The 21,005-nt window shown below is 72.2% G+C and carries 17 protein-coding genes and 1 riboswitch; of the genes, 9 read left to right on the forward strand and 8 right to left on the reverse strand.

Going from position 1 to position 21,005, the window contains the following annotated elements; translation table 11 throughout:
• The first annotated feature begins 15 nt into the window (after nucleotides 1–15).
• The gene (locus ACWCPN_RS20915) at nucleotides 16–1,821 is read left to right on the forward strand and encodes a GMC family oxidoreductase (protein WP_365120865.1); all 1,806 of its coding nucleotides are present in this window, start codon (nucleotides 16–18) and stop codon (nucleotides 1,819–1,821) included.
• Between the two features lie 592 nt (nucleotides 1,822–2,413).
• Here the strand turns inward: ACWCPN_RS20915 and ACWCPN_RS20920 are convergent.
• Complete coding sequence (locus tag ACWCPN_RS20920) at nucleotides 2,414–2,671, reverse strand: chorismate mutase (protein ID WP_199211648.1); 258 nt, start codon at nucleotides 2,669–2,671, stop codon at nucleotides 2,414–2,416.
• Nucleotides 2,672–2,959: 288 nt separating this feature from the next.
• Between ACWCPN_RS20920 and guaA the strand changes: the two genes are divergently transcribed.
• The gene (gene guaA / locus ACWCPN_RS20925; RefSeq protein ID WP_451208172.1) at nucleotides 2,960–4,540 is read left to right on the forward strand and encodes a glutamine-hydrolyzing GMP synthase; all 1,581 of its coding nucleotides are present in this window, start codon (nucleotides 2,960–2,962) and stop codon (nucleotides 4,538–4,540) included.
• 17 nt (nucleotides 4,541–4,557) lie between these two features.
• Here guaA and ACWCPN_RS20930 read toward each other — a convergent pair whose 3' ends face one another.
• Nucleotides 4,558–5,025, reverse strand: coding sequence for a pyridoxamine 5'-phosphate oxidase family protein (locus tag ACWCPN_RS20930; protein WP_451208175.1), 468 nt, complete (start codon nucleotides 5,023–5,025; stop codon nucleotides 4,558–4,560).
• Between the two features lie 141 nt (nucleotides 5,026–5,166).
• On the opposite strand from ACWCPN_RS20930, the gene ACWCPN_RS20935 reads away from it, so the two are divergent.
• The 3 genes from ACWCPN_RS20935 to ACWCPN_RS20945 all read left to right on the forward strand — a co-directional run bounded on the left by ACWCPN_RS20935 (nucleotide 5,167) and on the right by ACWCPN_RS20945 (nucleotide 8,143).
• Nucleotides 5,167–5,961, forward strand: coding sequence for a class II aldolase/adducin family protein (locus ACWCPN_RS20935; protein ID WP_199211649.1), 795 nt, complete (start codon nucleotides 5,167–5,169; stop codon nucleotides 5,959–5,961).
• Nucleotides 5,962–6,146: 185 nt separating this feature from the next.
• Nucleotides 6,147–7,427, forward strand: coding sequence for a hypothetical protein (locus tag ACWCPN_RS20940; protein WP_451208177.1), 1,281 nt, complete (start codon nucleotides 6,147–6,149; stop codon nucleotides 7,425–7,427).
• 185 nt (nucleotides 7,428–7,612) lie between these two features.
• Complete coding sequence (locus tag ACWCPN_RS20945; protein ID WP_365120855.1) at nucleotides 7,613–8,143, forward strand: TQO small subunit DoxD; 531 nt, start codon at nucleotides 7,613–7,615, stop codon at nucleotides 8,141–8,143.
• Here ACWCPN_RS20945 and ACWCPN_RS20950 read toward each other — a convergent pair.
• On the reverse strand, nucleotides 8,134–8,349 hold the full coding sequence (locus tag ACWCPN_RS20950) for a hypothetical protein (RefSeq protein ID WP_451208181.1): 216 nt from the start codon (nucleotides 8,347–8,349) through the stop codon (nucleotides 8,134–8,136). The two genes, ACWCPN_RS20945 and ACWCPN_RS20950, sit on opposite strands and share 10 nt — an antisense overlap.
• Entirely contained in the window at nucleotides 8,336–9,823 is a 1,488-nt protein-coding gene (locus tag ACWCPN_RS20955; protein ID WP_451208183.1) for a PspC domain-containing protein, read from the reverse strand. The genes ACWCPN_RS20950 and ACWCPN_RS20955 overlap by 14 nt, the downstream gene beginning before the upstream one ends.
• A 250-nt stretch (nucleotides 9,824–10,073) precedes the next feature.
• On the opposite strand from ACWCPN_RS20955, the gene ACWCPN_RS20960 reads away from it, so the two are divergent.
• Complete coding sequence (locus ACWCPN_RS20960) at nucleotides 10,074–11,399, forward strand: ATP-binding protein (RefSeq protein WP_451208186.1); 1,326 nt, start codon at nucleotides 10,074–10,076, stop codon at nucleotides 11,397–11,399.
• On the forward strand, nucleotides 11,396–12,127 hold the full coding sequence (locus ACWCPN_RS20965) for a LuxR C-terminal-related transcriptional regulator (RefSeq protein WP_451208189.1): 732 nt from the start codon (nucleotides 11,396–11,398) through the stop codon (nucleotides 12,125–12,127). Before ACWCPN_RS20960 ends, ACWCPN_RS20965 begins: the two co-directional genes overlap by 4 nt.
• A 13-nt stretch (nucleotides 12,128–12,140) precedes the next feature.
• On the opposite strand, the gene ACWCPN_RS20970 is transcribed toward ACWCPN_RS20965, so the two are convergent.
• Nucleotides 12,141–13,205, reverse strand: coding sequence for an NlpC/P60 family protein (locus ACWCPN_RS20970; RefSeq protein ID WP_451208675.1), 1,065 nt, complete (start codon nucleotides 13,203–13,205; stop codon nucleotides 12,141–12,143).
• 424 nt (nucleotides 13,206–13,629) lie between these two features.
• On the opposite strand from ACWCPN_RS20970, the gene ACWCPN_RS20975 reads away from it, so the two are divergent.
• Complete coding sequence (locus ACWCPN_RS20975; RefSeq protein ID WP_451208192.1) at nucleotides 13,630–13,983, forward strand: hypothetical protein; 354 nt, start codon at nucleotides 13,630–13,632, stop codon at nucleotides 13,981–13,983.
• 3 nt (nucleotides 13,984–13,986) lie between these two features.
• Here ACWCPN_RS20975 and ACWCPN_RS20980 read toward each other — a convergent pair whose 3' ends face one another.
• Nucleotides 13,987–14,955 (reverse strand): SLAC1 family transporter, encoded by a 969-nt coding sequence (locus ACWCPN_RS20980; RefSeq protein ID WP_451208678.1) that lies wholly within the window; start codon nucleotides 14,953–14,955, stop codon nucleotides 13,987–13,989.
• Between the two features lie 78 nt (nucleotides 14,956–15,033).
• Nucleotides 15,034–16,245, reverse strand: a complete 1,212-nt coding sequence (locus tag ACWCPN_RS20985; RefSeq protein WP_451208195.1) for a C40 family peptidase — start codon at nucleotides 16,243–16,245, stop codon at nucleotides 15,034–15,036.
• 8 nt (nucleotides 16,246–16,253) lie between these two features.
• Nucleotides 16,254–16,425, reverse strand: a riboswitch (cyclic di-AMP (ydaO/yuaA leader).
• A 283-nt stretch (nucleotides 16,426–16,708) separates the two neighbouring features.
• On the opposite strand from ACWCPN_RS20985, the gene pcrA reads away from it, so the two are divergent.
• The gene (pcrA, locus tag ACWCPN_RS20990; RefSeq protein WP_451208197.1) at nucleotides 16,709–19,189 is read left to right on the forward strand and encodes a DNA helicase PcrA; all 2,481 of its coding nucleotides are present in this window, start codon (nucleotides 16,709–16,711) and stop codon (nucleotides 19,187–19,189) included.
• Between the two features lie 80 nt (nucleotides 19,190–19,269).
• Here pcrA and ACWCPN_RS20995 read toward each other — a convergent pair whose 3' ends face one another.
• Nucleotides 19,270–20,829: a M23 family metallopeptidase gene (locus tag ACWCPN_RS20995; protein ID WP_451208200.1), complete on the reverse strand. Its 1,560-nt coding sequence runs from the start codon at nucleotides 20,827–20,829 to the stop codon at nucleotides 19,270–19,272.
• Nucleotides 20,830–21,005: the final 176 nt, after the last annotated feature.

Here is a 21,005-nt window from a genome sequence, read left to right on the forward strand (position 1 = left end):
CGACGAGGAGAGCACGTGTCGCAGGAGAAGTCTGTCCAGACCCGGGACGAGGACGGGTACGACTACGACGTCATCGTGATCGGTTCGGGGTTCGGCGGCTCGGTCTCCGCCCTGCGCCTCACCGAGAAGGGCTACCGGGTGGGCGTGCTGGAGGCCGGCCGCCGCTTCACCCGGGAGTCCCTGCCCAGGAACTCCTGGGACCTGAAGAACTACCTCTGGGCCCCGCGGCTCGGCATGTACGGCATCCAGCGCATCCATCTGCTGGGCAACGTGATGGTGCTGGCCGGCGCGGGCGTGGGCGGCGGTTCGCTGAACTACGCCAACACCCTCTACGTGCCGCCGAAGGCGTTCTTCGACGACCCGCAGTGGCGCGGCATCACCGACTGGCAGCAGGAGCTGAAGCCGTACTACGACCAGGCGCAGCGCATGCTCGGCGTGCGGCTCAACCCGACCATGACCCCGTCCGACGTGCACCTGAAGGCGGCGGCCGAGCGGATGGGCGTCGGCGACACCTTCCACCTGGCGCCGGTCGGCGTGTTCTTCGGTGACGGCAAGGACGCCGACGGCACGGCGCAGGGCAGGCCCGGCGAGCAGGTGGACGACCCGTATTTCGGCGGTGCCGGGCCCGCCCGCAAGGCCTGCACCGAGTGCGGGGAGTGCATGACCGGCTGCCGGCACGGCGCGAAGAACACCCTCAACGAGAACTACCTGTACCTCGCCGAGAAGGCCGGTGCGGTGGTCCACCCGATGACGACGGTGGTGTCCGTCACGGACGACTCGCGCGGCGGGTACGCGATCGCGACGCTGCCCACGGACGAGAAGAAGAAGGGCGAGGGACGGCTGTTCACCGCGCGGAAGGTCGTGGTCGCGGCCGGCACGTACGGCACCCAGACCCTGCTGCACCGCATGAAGGCGGGCGGGCAGCTGCCCGGGATCTCCGCCCGGCTGGGCGATCTGACCCGCACCAACTCCGAGGCCCTGGTGGGCGCGCAGACCGACAACCGCCGCTACCGCAAGGCGACCGGTGAGCAGAGGGCCGACTTCACGCGCGGGGTCGCCATCACGTCCTCGATCCACCCCGACGACAGCACCCACATCGAACCGGTCCGCTACGGCAAGGGCTCCAACTCGATGGGCGGTCTGTCCATCCTCCAGGTCCCCTACGCCGAGGGTTCCTCGCGCGTCCTGGCCTGGCTGGCCAACGCCGCCCGCCACCCCCTGCTCGTCGCCCGCTCGCTGTCCAACCGGCGCTGGTCGGAGCGGACCATCATCGGGCTGGTGATGCAGTCGCTGGACAACTCGCTGACGACCTATCTGAAGCCCGGCGGGGTCGGCAAGGGCCTGCTCACCGCGCGGCAGGGGCACGGCGCCCCGAACCCCAAGCAGATCAAGGCCGCCTCGCAGGCCGCCACCGTGCTCGCCGAGGAGATCAACGGCTTCCCCGGCAGCAATGTCGGCGAGCTGATGGGTACCCCGCTGACCGCGCACTTCCTCGGCGGCTGCCCCATCGGCGACTCCCCGGAGACGGGTGTGATCGATCCCTACCACCGGCTCTACGGCCACTCCGGCATCTCGGTGGTGGACGGCGCCGCCGTCTCGGCCAACCTGGGCGTCAACCCGTCGCTGACGATCACCGCGCAGGCCGAGCGGGCCATGTCGTACTGGCCGAACAAGGGCGAGGAGGACCCGCGCCCCGCGCAGGGGGCGGCGTACGAGCGGCTGAAGCCGGTGGAGCCGCGCGAGCCGGCGGTCCCGGCGGACGCGTTCGGCGCGCTCAGGCTGCCGTTCCTGGGCATCCCGGCGGTGCCGCCGAAGAAGTAGCGAGACCCGAGGCGGCCGGACCTGAAGAGCCGGACCCCGAGGACGCCGAAGGACCTGCATCCCCCTCCGAACGCAGGTCCCTCGCGTTTACCGTCGTCTTGATCCGGCAGCAGGTTTGATCCGCGAGGGCGATGAATGGTTGCTTCCGGATTCGCCGGAATTCGTGTGGCGTGGCTCACATCGGCCTGAGGTCGGGTCCGGGGCGGGGCCGGGCGCGACGAAGGGCCCCGCGGGACTCGAGCCGCGGGGCCCTCTTTTCGTCGGTACCAGGCGCGAGGGCGCGCCGGTACCCGGGAGCGGCGCCGGGGGGTCGCGCCGCCTGCTCTGTGGTCCTGACCATGTATTTCCGCCGGCCGGCCCCGGGCGTCCCCGGAGCCAGCCGTTCTCTTGGATGACCGGGCTGCTGTCCCCTGCCGTCCGGTCACTTCTCCGGAGCGAGGTCCCACGGTGTACGGCACGACCCGTACGCCTCATCGCTCCGGTGAGCCACGCGTGGTTCTGTCGGGCCCGCCCCTGGCTGGCACGGACAACAAGTACAACGAAGCGGTGCGGGGACCGGTCACGCGCCGTACGGGTGAGACCCGGACCGAACTCAGATACGACCCCGGCACAGCTCCAGCATGGTCATCGCGAGCGCGGTGCCCGGCTTGCCGAGCGCCTCGCGGTAGCGGCCGAGGATCTCCATCTCACGGGAGAGGTTCACCCGCCGGCCGCCGGAGGCGATCCGGGTCTCCTGGACGACGGTGGACACGGCCATCCGCTCCTGGATGAGCCCGATGATCCGGTCGTCCAGCGCGTCGATGCGGGTACGGGCGTCGTCGATGGTCTGTTCCGCGGTGAGAGTGGTCATGTCGGGGGCTCCTCGTGAAGGTGGCTGGCGGAGGCCCCGGAACGGCAGAACCCGGAGAAACGACAGGCGCCCCGGGCCTTGTCGGCCCGGGGCGCCTGGTAAGTCGCTTGGCGGTTCGCTCAAGCAGCACGACCATGGCAGCCGGCGGGCCGGGTGCCATAGGTAAAGAGGAAGGTCGAGTGCGCGAGCATGGGCCCAGTATGCCACGGTCCCGTCCGGGGGAGGCGTGCCCGCCCGCACCGTTAGACTCGTTAGCACAGACCCCGCCCGACCACCAGAAGGCACCCCGTGTCATCAGCGACTTCAACTGCCGCCTCCCCCGACACCGTCCTGGTCGTCGACTTCGGCGCGCAGTACGCCCAGCTCATCGCCCGTCGCGTCCGCGAGGCGCGGGTCTACAGCGAGATCGTGCCGAGCACCATGCCGGTCGAGGAGATGCTCGCCAAGAACCCCGCGGCGATCATCCTCTCCGGCGGCCCCTCGTCCGTCTACGAGGAGGGTGCCCCCCGGCTCGACGGCGCCCTCTTCGAGGCCGGCGTCCCCGTCTTCGGCATGTGCTACGGCTTCCAGCTCATGGCGCAGGTCCTCGGCGGCACCGTCGACAACACCGGCGCCCGTGAGTACGGCCGCACCGACCTGCACGTCTCCAAGTCGGGCTCCACCCTCTTCGAGGGCACCCCGGACGAGCAGCACGTGTGGATGTCGCACGGCGACGCCTGCTCCGCCGCCCCCGAGGGCTTCGCCGTCACCGCGTCCACCGACGTCGTCCCGGTCGCCGCCTTCGAGAACGACGAGAAGAAGCTGTACGGGGTCCAGTACCACCCCGAGGTCATGCACTCCACGCACGGCCAGCAGGTGCTGGAGCACTTCCTGTACCGGGGCGCGGGCCTGACCCCGTCCTGGACCACCGGCAACGTGATCGAGGAGCAGGTCACCGCGATCCGCGAGCAGGTCGGCGACCGGCGCGCCATCTGCGGTCTGTCCGGCGGCGTGGACTCCGCCGTCGCCGCCGCGCTCGTCGCTCGGGCCATCGGCGACCAGCTGACCTGCGTCTACGTCGACCACGGCCTGATGCGCAAGGGCGAGACCGAGCAGGTCGAGAAGGACTTCGTGGCCGCGACCGGCGTCAAGCTGGTCGTCGTGGACGCCGAGGAGCGCTTCCTGACCGCCCTCAAGGGCGTTTCCGACCCGGAGGAGAAGCGCAAGATCATCGGCCGCGAGTTCATCCGCGTCTTCGAGCAGGCGCAGGCCGAGATCATCGCGGACGAGGGTCCGGCCGTGGAGTTCCTGGTCCAGGGCACCCTGTACCCGGACGTGGTCGAGTCCGGCGGCGGCACCGGCACCGCCAACATCAAGTCGCACCACAACGTCGGCGGCCTGCCCGAGGACCTCGAGTTCAAGCTGATCGAGCCGCTGCGCAAGCTGTTCAAGGACGAGGTCCGGATGGTCGGCCAGGAGCTGGGCCTGCCGGAGGAGATCGTGCAGCGCCAGCCCTTCCCGGGCCCCGGCCTCGGCATCCGCATCGTCGGCGAGGTCACCAAGGAGCGTCTCGACCTGCTGCGGGACGCCGACGCCATCGCCCGCGAGGAGCTGACCGCGGCCGGCCTGGACCGGGACATTTGGCAGTGCCCGGTGGTCCTGCTCGCGGACGTCCGCAGCGTCGGCGTCCAGGGCGACGGCCGCACCTACGGTCACCCGATCGTGCTGCGCCCGGTCTCCTCCGAGGACGCCATGACCGCCGACTGGTCGCGGCTGCCGTACGACGTCCTCGCCCGTATCTCGACCCGGATCACCAACGAGGTCCGGGACGTCAACCGCGTCGTCCTCGACGTGACCTCCAAGCCCCCGGGCACCATCGAGTGGGAGTGATCCTCTCCCGCTGAGGATCAGGTCCGCCTGAGCGTGCGCACCGGCGCGCCGGGCCGCCAGACCTGGACGACCAGATACGTGTCGTCCTCGACGCAGGTCCGCACGACCTCCGTCAACTCGGTGCGGAAGAGGTGGAACGGCTGCGGCGGTTCCACCTCTCTCACGTACGCGTCCCTGGCCTCGCCCTCCTCGACCTCGTACGCCCGTCCGGCGATCCGTACGTCCCCGCCGCCCATCCCGGTGCCCTCGCCCGGGTTCGCCTGCAGCGCGAAGCGCGGATCGCGGCGCAGATCGAGGGCCTTCAGCGAGCCGGCCATCATGCCCAGCCACAGCTCGCCGCCCCGGATGCCGGCCTCCAGGCCGGAGGTGCGCGGGGAGCCGTCCCGGCGCAGGGTGGCGAGGACGTGGTGGCGGAAGGCGCCGAAGCGCCGCTCGGTGATCGCCGCCAGCTCGGGTGCGGCGGTGGTGAAGGCTGCCCAGTTCATGCCGGCCAGTCTCACCGGCAAACCGGACACCCTCTGTCTGATATTCGCCGCGCACGTCATCTTTACCAACCAGCGCTGCCCTTTTGCGCCGACCGGCGGTAACTTCCCGCCCGTACCGCAAACCCCCACGCTGGAGGACCCATGCACGGGCCCACGCCGCCCCCTCCGCTGCCCACCGATCAGCTGAAGTTCGCCATGCCGCCGATGCACGACTCGGTCGAGGACGAACGCCGGCACCGCAAGGAGCGGCTCGCGGGTGCCCTGCGGATCTTCGGGCGCTCCGGACTAGAGGACGGGGTGTCCGGGCACATCACCGCGCGCGACCCGGAATACAGCGACTGCTTCTGGGTCAACCCGTTCGGCATGCCCTTCCAGCACGTCACCGTCGGCGATCTCGTACTCGTGAACCAGGACGGACAGGTCGTCGACGGCCGCTACCACGTCAACCAGGCCGCGTTCACCGTGCACGCCCAGGTGCACGCCGCCCGGCCTGACGTCGTCGCCGTCGCGCACTGCCACTCCGTGCACGGCCGGGCCGTCGCCGCGCTCGGCGACCTCATCGACCCCATCACCCAGGAGAGCTGCGCCTTCTACGAGGACCTGGCCCTCTACGACGCCTACACCGGCGTCAACGTCGACGCCGAGGAGGGCCGCCGTATCGCCGACACGCTGGGGTCCCGCAAGGCGCTGGTGCTGCGCAACCACGGCCTGCTGACCGTCGGGAACTCGGTGGACGCGGCGGCCTGGTGGTTTCTGTCCCTGGAACGGTCCTGTCAGGTGCAGCTGATGGCCAAGGCCGCCGGCCGGCCGGTCCTCATCGACCACAAGCTGGCCGTGGCCACCCGCGAACAGCTCGGCGGCGACCTGGTGGCCTGGATCAACTACCAGCCCCTGTGGCAGGAGATCAGCCGCCGCGAACCCGACCTGCTCGGCTAGGGGTGCCGGGGGCCGCGTCAACACGGCGGCCGGGAGTTCACCCGACATGACTCGGACCGGCGGGCCCGGACCACCCGGGGTAGGGCACAATTCGCTTTCGTCGCAGGGGAGTTGCACGGCCGGAAATGCGCACTATGGGTTGCTTCGGTCGTATCGAGAGGTCGTGCGGAAGGCGGGCGTCGGGCGTGGCGGTGCAGGAGGCCAGACAGAGCACGGGTGCCGACGGCACCCATGAGGGCGGCTGTGCGTGCGGGGACTGCCCGCACGGGGCCAGGCAGGGTCACCGGCGGGCCGTCGCGGCGTTCCTGCGCGTCCGTGACGAGTTCGCGGCCGGGCAGGGCCTGCCGCCGGCCGTGGCCCACTCCGCCTCCGCCTCCCGCCAGTGGGTCTCCGAGGAGCTGACCCAGCGGGCCGAGGAGGTCGCCGAGCGCGGCCGCGCCGAAGGCCAGGCATGGCTCGCGCGGCTCTGGCTGCGGACGGTGTGCGTGGTGGGCGGCGTGGTCCTCGCCCTGCTGCTCACCGAGTCGCTCACCGCGATCGGCGCGGGCTGGAGCAGCGCCCGGACCGCCGCCCTGCTCGCCGCCCTCGCCGTCGGAGGCGGGCTGGCCGCCGCCTCCTGGTGGCACCGGGCGCGCGGCGGGGTGCTGGCCCCGCTCATCGGCGAGGACAACCGCATGTCCACCTCCCGCACCGTGGCCGCGAGCTGGATCCTCCTCGTCGTCTACGCCGTCCTGCTGCTGGCGGGCCGACTGGCCGCCGCCTCCGATCACGCCGAACGCGACGCCCTGCTGACCGGCCTGGACCTCGCGCGCGGCGCGGGCCTGGTGTCCGTCCTCGGTGTGCTGTGCGGCATCGCCGTCCTGGTCCGCCGGGTGGTCGGCCTGCGCATCCTCGCCCAGCGGCTGCAGAAGGTGCCGGCCCACCGGCCGCGCGCGGCCGACCTGCTGACCGACGACTCCGGCCGGGGTGCCTTCGCCGACATCCAGTACGTCGCCGTGAACGCCGTCGCCCTGCTGTTCGCCGCCGTCCGGCTGGCCCGCCGCCCCGACCAGCTCCCCGACCTGCCGTGGGGGCTCGCGGTGCTGGTCCTCGTCTCCGCCGCGACCTACCTGGCCGGCAAGTACGCGGAGGGCGGCCGCCCGGTGATCCTCTCCGTGGTCCGCGCCCGCGAACCCGGCGACCTGGACGGACCGATCCGTACCGGCGACGACATCGAGATCCGCGGCACCGGCTTCGTCCCGCCCGGCGCCCACGGCGCCGACCGCCTCTCCCGCACGGTCGTGCGCGTCGGCGCGGTGGACGTCCATGTCCCCCTGGTCCCCGTCACCGGCGGCTTCCGCAACCCCACCGACACCGTCCTGACCGTCCCGGTGCCGGTCGAGGTGGAACCCGGCGCGGTGGAGGTGCAGGTGATCACCGCGGGCGGTGCGGCGACCAACCGGTGCACCGTCCAGATCACGGAGTGAGGGACGTTCCGAGCGAGGAGTGAGACGCCGGGCCGGCCCCGTGCCCGGTCCGGCCGCCGCCCGGATCCGAAGGTTGGAAGTCGGTAAAAGCGGTGAAAGCGTCTCGCAGAGGATTGAACCCTCGCCGTTCGTCATACGTATCGTCGATTGAGGGGTCCGGCACGGGTGAGAGGCGGCTGGCAGTGATGACTCAGGGTATTCGGACGGACACCTACACCTCCGATCTGAACGGTGTACGCGGCTGGCGGGCCACGGCCACCCGGTACGCCCTTCTTCCGCTTCGCGTCTACCTCGGTGTGACCTTCATCTACGCCGGCCTCAACAAGATCACCGACAGCGCCTTCCTCAAGTCCGCCGGAGCCGGGTCGATCGGCGACACCATGCGCGCGGCCCGTGGCTCCGCGGCCCTTCCGGCCCTGATCGACCTGGCGCTGAAGAACCCCGTGGGCTTCGGCTTCGCCATCGCCCTCGGTGAACTGGCCGTCGGCATCGGCACCCTGCTCGGACTGCTCGGCCGGCTGGCCGCCCTCGGCGGCGCGCTGATCTCGCTCAGCCTGTGGCTGACCGTCAGCTGGGCCTCGACGCCGTACTACTACGGCAACGACCTCGCCTACCTGATGGCCTGGCTGCCCCTCGTCCTCGCCGGAGCGCCCTACCTCTCCCTCGACGCGGCCCTCAGGTCGCGACGGCGAGCCCGGGCGGGCGGCTACCTCTGACCGCCGCGCGCGGCCTGCCGTCTGCGGACGCCCCGCGCCGCCGCCGTACTGACGCCGGCCAGGCAGAGGCCGCCCACCACCAGCGGGACGATCAGGAACCACGGGGCGTCCCACAGCCCGGCCGCGTCACCGGCGTAGACCGCGCCGGCGGCGGCGAGGAAGAGGCCGGCGACCAGCTTCCCCGGCTGGAACTCATGACGCAGCACGGCTGACCTCCACCTGTCCGACGCCCACCCGGAGATCCAGCTCGACCGTTCCGGCCCGCTTCCCGGACCCGGCCGGTGACAGGACCACCTCCTCGTGCCTGCCCGGCTTCACGTCCACGTCCTTCCTGCTGTCACCGGGCAACCGGATGTCGCCCACGCCCACGTCGATGCTCAACCGCACGGTCGCGTCCCGCGGCACGATCACCTTCAGCTGCCCCGCGCCCACCTCCGCGTCGGTGGACACCGTCCGTCCCCTGCCGGGGTGCACCCGGGTCAGGTCCAGGGTGCCGACACCGGTGCCCACGGCGTAGGCGGGCCGCACGTCCGCCGTCGCCGCCGGTCTCCAGGACGTCCGGTCCCAGTGCGTCGCCATGTCCTTCGGCAGGGCCGTGGCGCCCGCCAGCAGTCCCGCGGTGACGATCGCCAGGAGCACCGATCCGGCCCCCGTCCGGCCCAGGAACGCGCTGACCGCTATGCCGAGGCCGAAGACCACGAGCGCCCAGGCCAGGCCGGTCTGGAGGCTGGTGCCCAGCGGGTGCGTGTCCCAGGTCAGCCCGGTGCCCGCTGCGCCGGCCAGCAGGGCGGACAGGAACACCCAGCCGCCGATCCAGCGCGGGCCGCGCGGTCTCGGCGGCGCCGTCCGCGTCGGCCGAGCGGCGCCGGGGTGGGTCCAGGGGAGGTCGATACCGAGGTCCACGGCCGGGGTGAGGTCCCGGTCGCGGGTGTCGGAAGGACCCCACAGATACCCGGTGCCGCCGACATGGGTGCCGTCCTTGACGATCGGGTCACGCCACCAGGAGGGGTGGTGAATGGTGATGACCGGCGGTGCCTTGGCCTCCGGCGGGGCGTCGGCGGCGGCCTGCGCCGCGAGCGGATCGGGGTCGGGGGCACTGCGGTGCCGTGACCAGTACCCGGCGCCCGCCAGCAGCAGGGAGAGCACCACGGCGAAGGCGAGCACCCCGCCGTTCCTCAGCATCGTCAGGAAGATCCCGCAGCCGACCAGCGCGAACAGCACGGCGGCCAGCGCCTGCCCGTCGACCCGCCCGGTCAGCAGCTTGCGGACCTCGTTCTCCTCGTCCTCCTCGTACGGCACGAGCAGCCAGACGAAGCCGTAGAAGATGATGCCGATGCCGCCGGTCGCGGCCAGCACGGCCAGGGTGATCCGGAAGATCACCGGGTCCATGTCGGCCTGCCGTCCGAGCCCCGCGCACACGCCCGCGATCACCTTGTGCCGGCGGTCGCGCCGGAAGCGGCCGGGGGCGTCGGCGGTGTCCTGCTCCGCCGCGCTCCGCCCCGTGTCCCGCTCCGCCCTACCCGTCCGTCCCGCGGTGCCGGTGCCGGCGGCTCCCTCCGCTCCGGGCGCTCCTGTCCCTCCCGCCGCGGCGGGCGCGGCATCCGACGGCCCGGTGCCCGGGGCGGGGCGCGGGCCGGGGCCGGGTCCCGGACCCGTCGCGGCGTGCTCGTGATCGGTCATGTGTCCATGGTGACGGTCCGTCCGCCGCGACGGGAGTCGGGATGACCCTGGGCGAACCCTGAGATCGGCCCGGAGGGCCTTCGGAGGGAGGGCGGGGGGACGGCGGGGAGGCGTTGGGTACGGGCCGGCGGGACGGCGGGGAGGCGTTGGGTACGGGCCGGCGGGACGGCGGGGAGGCGTTCGGTACGGGCCGGCGGGCCGCCGCGGACCTCCGGCCCGGAGATCAGGGGAGTCTAGGGGGCGGACCCTGATGCTCCGCCACCGTGGCCGTGTGACCATCGATGGCATGCCGGAAGCCGCAGCACTGCCCCTCGACGACCCGCGGCCGCCGCGCAAGCTCTACCGCAGCAGCGACGGCCGCTGGCTCGGCGGAGTGGCGCGGGGCCTCGCCGGGCACCTCGGCCTGCCCGTCATCTGGGTCCGGCTCGCCTTCGTCGGCCTGTTCATGGCCAACGGACTGGGCGCGCTGCTGTACGCGGCGTTCTGGTTCTTCGTCCCGCTCGGCGTCGGCGGCGTCGGCGGCCACAAACCGCCCCTGGTCGGCACCGAGACCTCGCCGGAGGGCCGCCGCAGACTGGTGGCCCGCAAGCCGGACAAGGGGCAGATCGTCGCGCTGCTCCTCATGGTCATCGTTTCCATGGTCTTCGTGGGCAGCGTCAACCTGACCAACGGGGCCAAGGCGTATCTGCTGCCCGCCGTGCTTGTCGCGGCCGGTGTCGCCCTCGTCTGGCGCCAGGCGGACAACGCCCGGCGGGCCCGCTGGGTCGAGGTCGGCAGCCGCCGGCGCACACTCACCCTGCTCCGCGCGGGCGTCGGGGTCCTGCTGGTCACCGCCGGCGTCTCCGCCATCTTCGTCATGCAGGGCTCGGCCGCCCACCTCGGCGCGGTCCTCCAAGCCGCGCTCGCCGTCCTCGTCGGCATCACCCTGCTCGCCGGCCCCTATCTGGTCCGGATGACCCAGGACCTGTCCGAGGAACGCCTGATGCGCATCCGCGCCCAGGAGCGCGCCGAGGTCGCCGCCCACGTCCACGACTCCGTGCTGCACACCCTCACCCTGATCCAGCGCAACGCCGACAACGCCGGCGAGGTGCGCCGCCTGGCCCGGGCCCAGGAGCGGGACCTGCGCACATGGCTGTACAAGCCCGAGGGCACGGGCAAGGACGAGGCGGAGGAGCCCGACACGGTCGCCGAGGCGGTGCGGCGCAGCGCCGCCGAGGTGGAGGACAAGCACGGCGTGCCCATCGAGGTGGTCGTGGTCGGGGACTGCCCGCTCGACGAACGGACCGCCGCGCAGATGCAGGCCGCGCGCGAGGCGATGGTCAACGCCGCCAAGTACGGTGGCGAGGGCGGTGCCGTACAGGTGTACGCCGAGGTCGAGGGGAGGACGGTGTTCGTGTCGGTCCGCGACCGCGGCCCGGGTTTCGACCTCGACTCGATACCCGCCGACCGCATGGGTGTCAGAGAATCGATCATCGGCCGCATGGAGCGCAACGGCGGCACGGCCCGGCTGCGGGCGGTGCCGGACGGCGGCACGGAGGTCGAACTGGAGATGGAGAGGGCGGAGAAGACGTCATGAGCGACGCGACCGAGGCGAACGGCACGGCGGGGGCGGCGGAGCCGGCCGGAACCGGCCCGGCCGGACAGCGGCATGTGCGCGTGGTGCTCGTGGACGACCACCGTATGTTCCGCACCGGCGTCCAGGCCGAGATCGGGCAGACCGCCGAGACCGGGGTCGAGGTGGTCGGCGAGGCGGCGGACGTCGACCAGGCGGTCTCGGTCATCACATCGACCCGGCCCGAGGTGGTCCTGCTCGACGTCCACCTGCCGGGCGGCGGCGGCGTCGAAGTGCTGCGCCGGTGCGCCGCGTTGATGGCGGACCCCGAGCGCCCTGTCCGCTTCCTCGCCCTGTCCGTCTCCGACGCCGCGGAGGACGTGATCGGTGTGATCCGCGGCGGCGCCCGCGGCTACGTCACCAAGACCATCACCGGCAGCGACCTGGTCGGCTCGGTCTTCCGGGTCCAGGAGGGCGACGCCGTCTTCTCGCCGCGCCTGGCCGGGTTCGTCCTGGACGCCTTCGCCTCCACCGACGCCCCGCCGGTCGACGAGGACCTGGACCGCCTCACCCAGCGGGAACGCGAGGTGCTGCGCCTGATCGCCCGCGGTTACGCCTACAAGGAGATCGCCAAGCAGCTCTTCATCTCGGTCAAGACGGTCGAGTCCCATGTCTCGGCGGTCCTGCGCAAGCTCCAGCTCTCCAACCGCCACGAGCTGACCCGCTGGGCCACGGCACGCCGGCTGGTCTGACCGCCGCGGCACGTCACGCCACCCGGGTCGCCCCCGCGAACGGCATCTCGTCGACGGGGGCCACCCGGACCGGGGCCGACGGGTTCGGGGCGTGGATCATCCGGCCGTTGCCGATGTAGATGCCGACATGGCTGATGCCGGAGTAGAAGAAGACCAGGTCGCCGGGCTGGAGCTGGGAGCGGGTCACCCGCCGGCCCGCGTTGATCTGGGCGTAGGTGGTGCGGGGCAGGGAGACGCCCGCGGAGCGGTAGGCGGCCTGCACCAGCCCCGAGCAGTCGAAGGCGCTGGGCCCGGTCGCGCCCCACACGTAGGGGCTGCCGAGCTTCTGGTAGGCGTAGGCGACGGCCGCGGCCGCCCTGGAGCCGGAGGCGGCGACGGACCCCGCCTGCTCCAGAGCCGCCCGGGTGTCCGAGGCGGAACGCGAGGCGTGCCCGGCGGCGGTGCCGTCGCCGGCGATCCCTGAGCGGTCCGCGGGAGTGAGCCGTGCCAGCAGCCTGCGCGCCTCACCGAGTTTCGCGGTGACCTTCTGCTTGTGCCGTCGAACCTCCGCCTGCCGCGAACGCAGCGACTTCAGCTCGACGCGGGAGGCGCCGCGCAACTGCTCGATCTCGCGGAGCTGTTCACGCACCCGCGCCACCGTCCCGGCCTGCCGGTCGCCCGCCCGCTCCGCGAACGCGGCCCCGTCCAGGTACCGGTCCGGGTCGCTGGACAGCGCGAGCTGCCAGGAGGGGTCGATCGCGCCGTCGCGGTACTGCGCCGCGGCCAGTGAACCGAGCGCGTCCCGAGCGGTGTTGAGCTTCTGCTGCCTGCGGGCGGCCTCGTCCCGCAGCGAGTTCAGCCGCCGCTGGGCCGCGTCCGCCTTCTCCTTCGACCCGTTGTACTTCTCGGTGGCGGTCTCGGCCTCCTGGTACAGCTTGTCGACCTTGGCCTTCACCTGGGCCGGCGTCGGCTGCGGCTCGGCGCTGCCCGTGCCCTCGAAGGCCGTCGCGGTGGCCGCCCCCGCCAGGGCGAGGGTCACGGCCGTGCGGGCCGTGCTGCCGACGAGCGGGCGCTGCCGGGGCTTGCGGTGCGCTGCCACCTGGACCGTCACGTCCTTCCATGGATCTCCGCGGCCGAGCGGTAGGGCAGTCCGGCGGCCGCCCGCACAGGGGAACGGGCCGCCGCCGGACCTTTCTCGGCGGAGGTGGCCGGCGGCCGCCCCTGGCCCGGGCGGCGGTGGAAAGCCGGTCACCTGGGGGAGGACGCTAGGCCGGATTGTGACAGGTTGGTAACGCACTGTACGGAAGTGGCCGAGGCGGACCGAGTCGTATACGACCGTGATCGCATCGCCGGGCCCATGCTGTCGCCTTCACGCTGCGTAGTGACCGAAGCGCGTATTGAGGGACCCACGGGGACCGTGTGGTGCTATGCGGCGCATATATGCAAGATCTTCCGCACGGGCCGCGGCCGGGTGGACGGGCCCGGTGACCGGCCGCCCGGAGCCCCCTCATAGGCTCCGGGGCATGGACGTACTCATCCATCTCCTCGTCGGCCTGCACATCATCGGCATCGCCGCGCTGCTCGGCGGTTTCCTCACCCAGATGAAGGCGATGGGCCGGGGCACGGCCCGGTTCGTCCCCGGGATGCTGCACGGCGCGTTCACCATGCTGGTCACCGGCGTGGCCCTGGTCGGGCTCAACGAGGCCGACGGCCACCACGTCAACACCTTCAAGATCGGTGTGAAACTGGCCCTGCTGATCGTGATCCTCGGGCTGGTCTACGTCCAGCGCGACGAGGAGAAGGTGGACAAGCGCGTCTTCGGGCTCGTCGGCCTGCTGACCATGGCGAACATCTTCATCGCCGTGCTGTGGACGTGAGGCTCAGCGCGCCCTGACCAGGCCGGCGCGGGCGGCGAGCACGGCGCCGGCCGCGACCGCCAGCCACGCCGCCACCGCCAGCCACACCAGCGCCTGGCCGGGCGTCCGCAGCCGGCCGATGTCCAGGGCCGCCGCGACCGACAGGGTTGCGGCCGCCGTCATGCCCAGCGGGAACACCGTCGACCACCGACGCACGTCGAAGCGCAGTCGCGGCCGGGCCACCTCCGCGGCCAGCAGGACCACGCAGCAGGCCAGGTCCAGTGCCAGCAGCGCGACCGTCACGTTGCGCAGCACGCCCCGGTCGTCGTCGTTCCACAGGTACAGCCGCGCACTGTCGGCGGCCAGCAGCTTCGCCCCGGCCAGCGCCGAGATGGCGAGCGCTCCGCCCGCCATCCAGTGGTCCCCGGCACCCTCCAGCACCTGCCGCGGATCGAAGCGGGCCAGCGTCAGGCAGTAGAGGACCAGGCCCAGCCAGAACAGCACCAGCGCGGCGTGCGCGAGCCACGCCGTCGTCTCCGCCGCGGCCAGGGTGGCCGCCAGCACCGCCAGCCCCTGGGTGGCCACACAGCACAGGAACACCGCCCCCGGCATGCGCCGCTCCCAGTGCCGTACGACGAGAAGCAACAGCACCGGCCACAGCAGGACCGCCAGTGCCAGGGCGGCCTCGGCCAGGGTCTGCCGGCCGAGCTGTGAGATCCGTGTGCCGAGCACCGCCGTGGCGGCGACGGCGGCGAGCGCGCCGGGACCCTTCGCCTCGGCCAGCCACCGGGGCCGCTGCCGCATCAGCCGCACGGCGAAGTCGGCGGCGAGCGTCACCCAGGCGAGGCAGGCCAGCGACATGAAGACCAGCGACATCGTCTCGGAACCGGTCAGATGCAGACCCACCGACACGATGCCGCTCGCCATGACGGCGGCCCCCGCCGCCGGCGGACGCCCCGCCCACCACGTACGCAGACCACAGAAGCCGGGCATGGGCATGCGCCCGTTGCTAGGGAGCGGCGGCGCCCACGCTCGCCGGGCACGCGCGCGTGGGGCCCGAAAAGAGCACCGTCAGGCCGGCCGCACCACCCGGTGGACGACCGACTCTCCCGCCAGGTGGACCGGCTCCTCGCGCACGTACGCACCGGGGCGCGGGGCGTGGATCATCGTGCCGTCGCCCGTGCACAGGCCGACGTGTCTGCTGTCGTCGTGGAAGAAGACCAGGTCACCGGGGCGCGCGTCGGTGAGCGGGACCGCGGTGCCCATGGCGGCCTGGTCACGCGCGGCACGCGGCAGGGTGACGCCGGCGGCCCTCCAGGCAGCCTGGGTGAGGCCGGAGCAGTCGTAGGAGCCGGGACCGCTGGCACCCGAGACGTACGGCTTGCCGATCTGGGCGCGGGCGAAGGCGATCGCCTTCTCGGCCTTGGTGACGGGGGCCGCCGGGGCGACGGGCGGCACGTTCACCGGCATCGGCGCGGACCACTGCCGCTCCGGAGCCTGGACCCGGGGCGGAACGGAAGGCGGAGCCGGGACCGGGGACGGGGCCGCGGACGAGGCGGGAGCCGGATCCGGAGCGCGAAGCGGATCGGGAGCCGGGGCGGGGACCGAAACCGGAGCCGGGAGGGGGACGGAAGCCGGGAGGGGGACCGGAGCCGGGGCGGGGGCCGAAGCCGGAGCGGGGACCGGGGCCGGCACCGATGGAGGGGCCGAAGCCGGTTCCGCGGCAGGTGCGGTCAACCGGGACAGCAGCTCGCGCGCGGTGGCGAGCTTGTGCTGGACGGCCGCCTTGGCGGACTTCACGTCGTACTGCGCGACGGCCGGCGCCTCGGGAGCCCTGGGGGCCTTCCCGCGCTCGGCCGCGCCCTTCACCCGGGAGGCCAGCCGGTTCATCAGCCGGTTCTGGGCGAAGTGGTCCTCCGGGTACTCCGCGAGCAGCGAGCCGGCCGGTTCGGGAGCGGCGGCGAACGGGGCCAGCCCCTCGCGGGCCTTCGTGAACAGGCCCGGACGCCGGGCGGCGGCCTCCGCGCGCGGGGCCTCGGCGCGAGCCCGCTGCACGGCCCCGGGCTCCTCCTCCGGGTCCGCCCTGCGGTACAGCTCGTCGATCTTCTTCTCGATCTCCTCCACGCTCGGCCTGCCGTCGCCCGGGGAGGAGGCGGCGGCCGAAGCGGTACCGGCCGTCTGGGACAGGACGGCGACGGAGGTGAGGGCGGCGGTGGCCAGGACGGGGGTGCGGGTGCCCGTCCCGCGGGTCCCCGGGGGACCCGGCTTGCGGTGCGACGCCAAGGGTGGCGACTCCTTCCAGCGTGCCGCCTACCGGGTTAGCTGTCGGGTTCGGGCGGGTGGTTCGGAAGGGTTGCCCTACGGCGTCGTCCCGGGCGGGAGTCGGCCGATTCACCCCGGGATCGGTGGGTCCCCGGCTCCGGCCGCCACATCGGGGCGCACCGGACTCGGCGGAGGCCGCGCGGCCCGGCGAGGTTCGCCGGTAGAGGTCGTACGGCCTGACGGCAACCTAGCCAACTCGTGTGACTCCTGTGAAGGTTGCTGTGCCATATGTCCGATACATTTCCGTGACCCGGGGCCGGTTTCATACGGGCGTGACAAGGCGCTTCCGCTGGGTGAGGGGTTCGGCCCCGCCCGTGGCGCGATGGCCGACGCGCCGCCACCGTGTTCTGTCGCGGACCTCACGGGCGCCGACTTTCAGTTGCCGGGACCGGTTGTCGGTGCGGCCCCCTAGACTCGTAGAGCGATGAGCAGCCTCTTTGACGACAGCTTCCTGGCGGACCTCCAGGCCCCTCGCGGGCACGCGGAGGAGCCCCCGCCGCCGCCCGAGGACGATCACGCTCCGGAGCCCCTCCCGGACGATCTGTTCGGCGGGAAGTTCGACGTGCCGCCGGACCGGGACACCCACTACCGTGACGGCGCCCCGCGTCCCGTGATCGACCCGGACGCGCTGCTGCGGGGGCTGAACGACAACCAGCGCGCCGCGGTCGTCCACGCCGGCTCGCCGCTGCTCATCGTGGCCGGCGCGGGCTCCGGCAAGACGCGCGTGCTCACCCACCGCATCGCCCACCTGCTCGCCGCGCGGAACGTGCACCCGGGCCAGATCCTCGCGATCACCTTCACCAACAAGGCCGCGGGCGAGATGAAGGAGCGGGTCGAGCAGCTCGTCGGCCCGCGCGCCGGCGCGATGTGGGTGATGACCTTCCACAGCGCGTGCGTGCGCATCCTGCGGCGCGAGTCCAAGAGGCTCGGCTTCACGTCGTCCTTCTCGATCTACGACGCCGCCGACTCCAAGCGCCTGATGGCCCTGGTCTGCCGCGACCTCGACCTCGACCCCAAACGCTTCCCGCCGAAGTCCTTCAGCGCCAAGATCAGCAACCTGAAGAACGAGCTGATCGACGAGGAGGACTTCGCCGCCCAGGCCACCGACGGCTTCGAGAAGACCCTCGCCCAGGCCTACGCGCTCTACCAGTCACGGCTGCGCGAGGCCAACGCGCTGGACTTCGACGACCTGATCATGACGACGGTCAACCTGCTGCGCGCCTTCCCGGACGTCTCCGAGCACTACCGCCGCCGCTTCCGGCACGTCATGGTCGACGAGTACCAGGACACGAACCACGCCCAGTACGCCCTGGTGCGGGAACTGGTGGGCACCGGGCAGCACGACGAGGACGTACCGCCCGGCGAGTTCGACCTGCCGCCCGCCGAACTCTGCGTGGTCGGTGACGCGGACCAGTCGATCTACGCCTTCCGGGGTGCGACGATCCGCAACATCCTCCAGTTCGAGGAGGACTACCCGAACGCGACGACGATCCTGCTGGAGCAGAACTACCGCTCCACGCAGACCATCCTGTCCGCCGCCAACGCGGTCATCGAGCGCAACGAGTCCCGCCGCCCGAAGAACCTGTGGACCAACGCCGGCCAGGGTGCGCGGATCACCGGCTACGTCGCCGACACCGAGCACGACGAGGCACAGTTCGTCGCCGAGGAGATAGACCGCCTCACCGACGCGGGCGAGGCGAAGGCCGGGGACGTCGCCGTCTTCTACCGCACCAACGCCCAGTCCCGTGTCTTCGAGGAGATCTTCATCCGCGTCGGCCTGCCGTACAAGGTCGTCGGCGGCGTCCGCTTCTACGAGCGCAAGGAGGTCCGGGACGTCCTGGCCTACCTGCGTGTCCTCGCCAACCCCGAGGACTCGGTGCCGCTGCGCCGCATCCTCAACGTGCCCAAGCGCGGTATCGGCGACCGGGCCGAGGCGATGATCGACGCCCTCTCCCAGCGCGAGAAGATCAGCTTCCCGCAGGCGCTCAAGCGGGTGGACGAGGCCTACGGCATGGCCGCGCGCTCCACCAACGCGGTCAAGCGGTTCAACACGCTGATGGAGGACCTGCGGACCATCGTGGAGTCCGGCGCCGGACCGGCGACCGTGCTGGAGGCCATACTCGAACGCACCGGCTACCTGGCCGAGTTGCAGAACTCCACCGACCCGCAGGACGAGACCCGCATCGAGAACCTCCAGGAACTCGCGGCGGTGGCCCTGGAGTTCGAGCAGGAGCGCGCGGAAGGGGAGGCGGGCACGCTCGCCGACTTCCTGGAGCAGGTCGCGCTGGTCGCCGACTCCGACCAGATCCCGGACGAGGAGGACGGCGACGGCGTCATCACCCTGATGACCCTGCACACCGCCAAGGGCCTCGAGTTCCCGGTGGTCTTCCTGACCGGCATGGAGGACGGTGTCTTCCCGCACATGCGCGCCCTCGGCCAGAACAAGGAACTGGAGGAGGAACGGCGGCTGGCGTACGTGGGCATCACCCGCGCGCGGGAGCGGCTGTACCTCACCCGGTCCGCGATGCGCAGCGCCTGGGGCCAGCCGTCGTACAACCCGCCCTCCCGCTTCCTGGAGGAGATCCCGGCCGCCCACATGGAGTGGAAGCGGACCGGAAGGACCGCGCCGGTGTCCTCCGGACCGGCCGCCGGGGTCGCCGCGTCCCTGTCCTCCTCCCGTTCCCGCTCCGCGGCATCGGGCGCGTCCGGGTTCGCCACCCGGCGCTCGACCGGGAAACCGGTGGTCGCCCTGACCGTCGGGGACCGGGTCACGCACGACCAGTTCGGTCTCGGCACGGTCGTCGGGGTCAAGGGCACCGGTGACAACGCCGAGGCGACCATCGACTTCGGGGACGCCAAGCCGAAGCGGCTGCTGCTGCGGTACGCGCCCGTCGAGAAGCTCTAGACGACCGCCGGGCAGCCCCGGACGACAGGAGCCCCGCCGGATCCGGCGGGGCTCGCGTCATTCGTGGGTTTCCGTGGGGTTCAGCTGGGGTCCAGCCCGTGGCTGCGCAGCCACGGCAGCGGGTCTATGGCCGCCCCGCCGGCCGGCCGGACCTCGAAGTGCAGGTGCGGGCCGGTGGAGTTGCCGGAGTTGCCGGAGTAGGCGACCGGCTGGCCGGCCTTGACGGCCGTACCGGAGGCGACGCGGTAGCTGGAGAGGTGGCAGTACCAGGTCTCCGTGCCGTCCTTCGCCGTGATGATCATCATGTTGCCGTAGGCGCTGTTCCACTTGGTGGAGACGACGCCGTCGGTCGCGGCCATCACCGTGGTGCCGTACGAGACCGGGAAGTCGATGCCCGTGTGCACGGACATCCAGTTCACGCCGGCCTGGCCGAAGTAGGCGCTGAGCCCCTTCTGGGTCACCGGGATCGCGAACTTGGGCCGCAGCCGCTCCTTGAGCGCGGCCTCGGCGGCGGCCTTCTTCTTCTGCAGTTCCTGCTGGTTCCTGAGGTCGATGCGTTCCTGCGTACGGCTGGCCCGGTCGGCGAAGTCGTCGGCTCCGGCGGAGAGCGTCTTGAGCTGTGTGTCCAGCTTGCTGTTGGCGATGGACGGCTTCACCGTCTGCGCGTCCGAGGCGGCGGCCGAGGTCTCCTTGCCGTCGTCGGTCAGGCCGCCGACGGAGGCGGCGGCGATGCCGGCGACCCCCATCACACAGGCCGAGGGCACGGCGATGGTCAGCAGCGCGGAGCGCTTCGGGGGCGTACGGCGGCGTGAACGCGACGCGCTGCGGGAGCCCGCGCGGGGAGCCGGGACCGGAGCGGACTCCTCCTGGTCGTCGAGCAGTGCCGGTACGGCGGGCAGTTCGCCCGTGTCGCCCGGCTCGACGTCCCCGGCGACCGCTTCCGTGAACTCACCGGCCTCGGCGTGCTCACCGAATTCACCGGTCTCGGCGTAGTCGGCGAAGTCCGGGGCACCTGGGTACTCGCCGGTGTCCGCGTACTCGCCGGCCTCGGTGTACTCGACACCCTCGGCGACCTGGTCGAACGGCTCGGCGAGCTGGTCGTGCTGCGCCGCGAGCTGGTCGTGCTGGACGGGCGTGCCGTCGGAGTTCCACTGCGTGGCGTCGTACACGCCGGTGTCATAGGTCTGGGTGCCCCACTGCCACTGCTGGGTGGGGTCGGCGCCGGCGGACTGGTCGTGCCGCAGCCAGGCGTTCGCGTCCCACTGGCCGCTGACGTCGTTGCCCGTGGCCTGCGCCGGAACCGTCCAGGCGGTCGTGTCGTACGCGCCCGTGTCGTAGGCCGTGTGGTGCTGGGCCGTGTACGGGTCGTACTGCGTGAACTGGCCCGTACCGGTCTGCCACTGCGTGCTGTCGTAGGCGCCCGTGTGCTGCTCGTCGCCCGGGAGGCTGCCGAAGAGCGGGTCGGCGGCGAAGGCGCCGGTACCGCCGGTGCCGGCCGTGAAACCGGTGGCGTCGTATCCGCCGTACGTGGTGAGGTCGTCGTACTGGGCTTCCTGCGTTCCGTACGCGTGGTGCCCGGTGGAGGCGTCGGAAGCCGGGGCCGGGGTGGTCATGATCCCCGACGGGTGACGGTCGTTCACCAACTTCTCTTTCGCCTCGACAACGGTGGCTGCCAGAGCAGTGCGGCGACTGTACCCGGCGGTACACGGGCACGACAATCGTCGGCCGGTTTCGTGTGGGCCGGAAACGGGCATTCGCCCGTGATTCGGGGGACCGTGAACGCGAGCTTGGCTTTGTGTTCGAGAAATGTTCGATC

It is taken from the genome of Streptomyces sp. NPDC002386 (assembly GCF_053593175.1).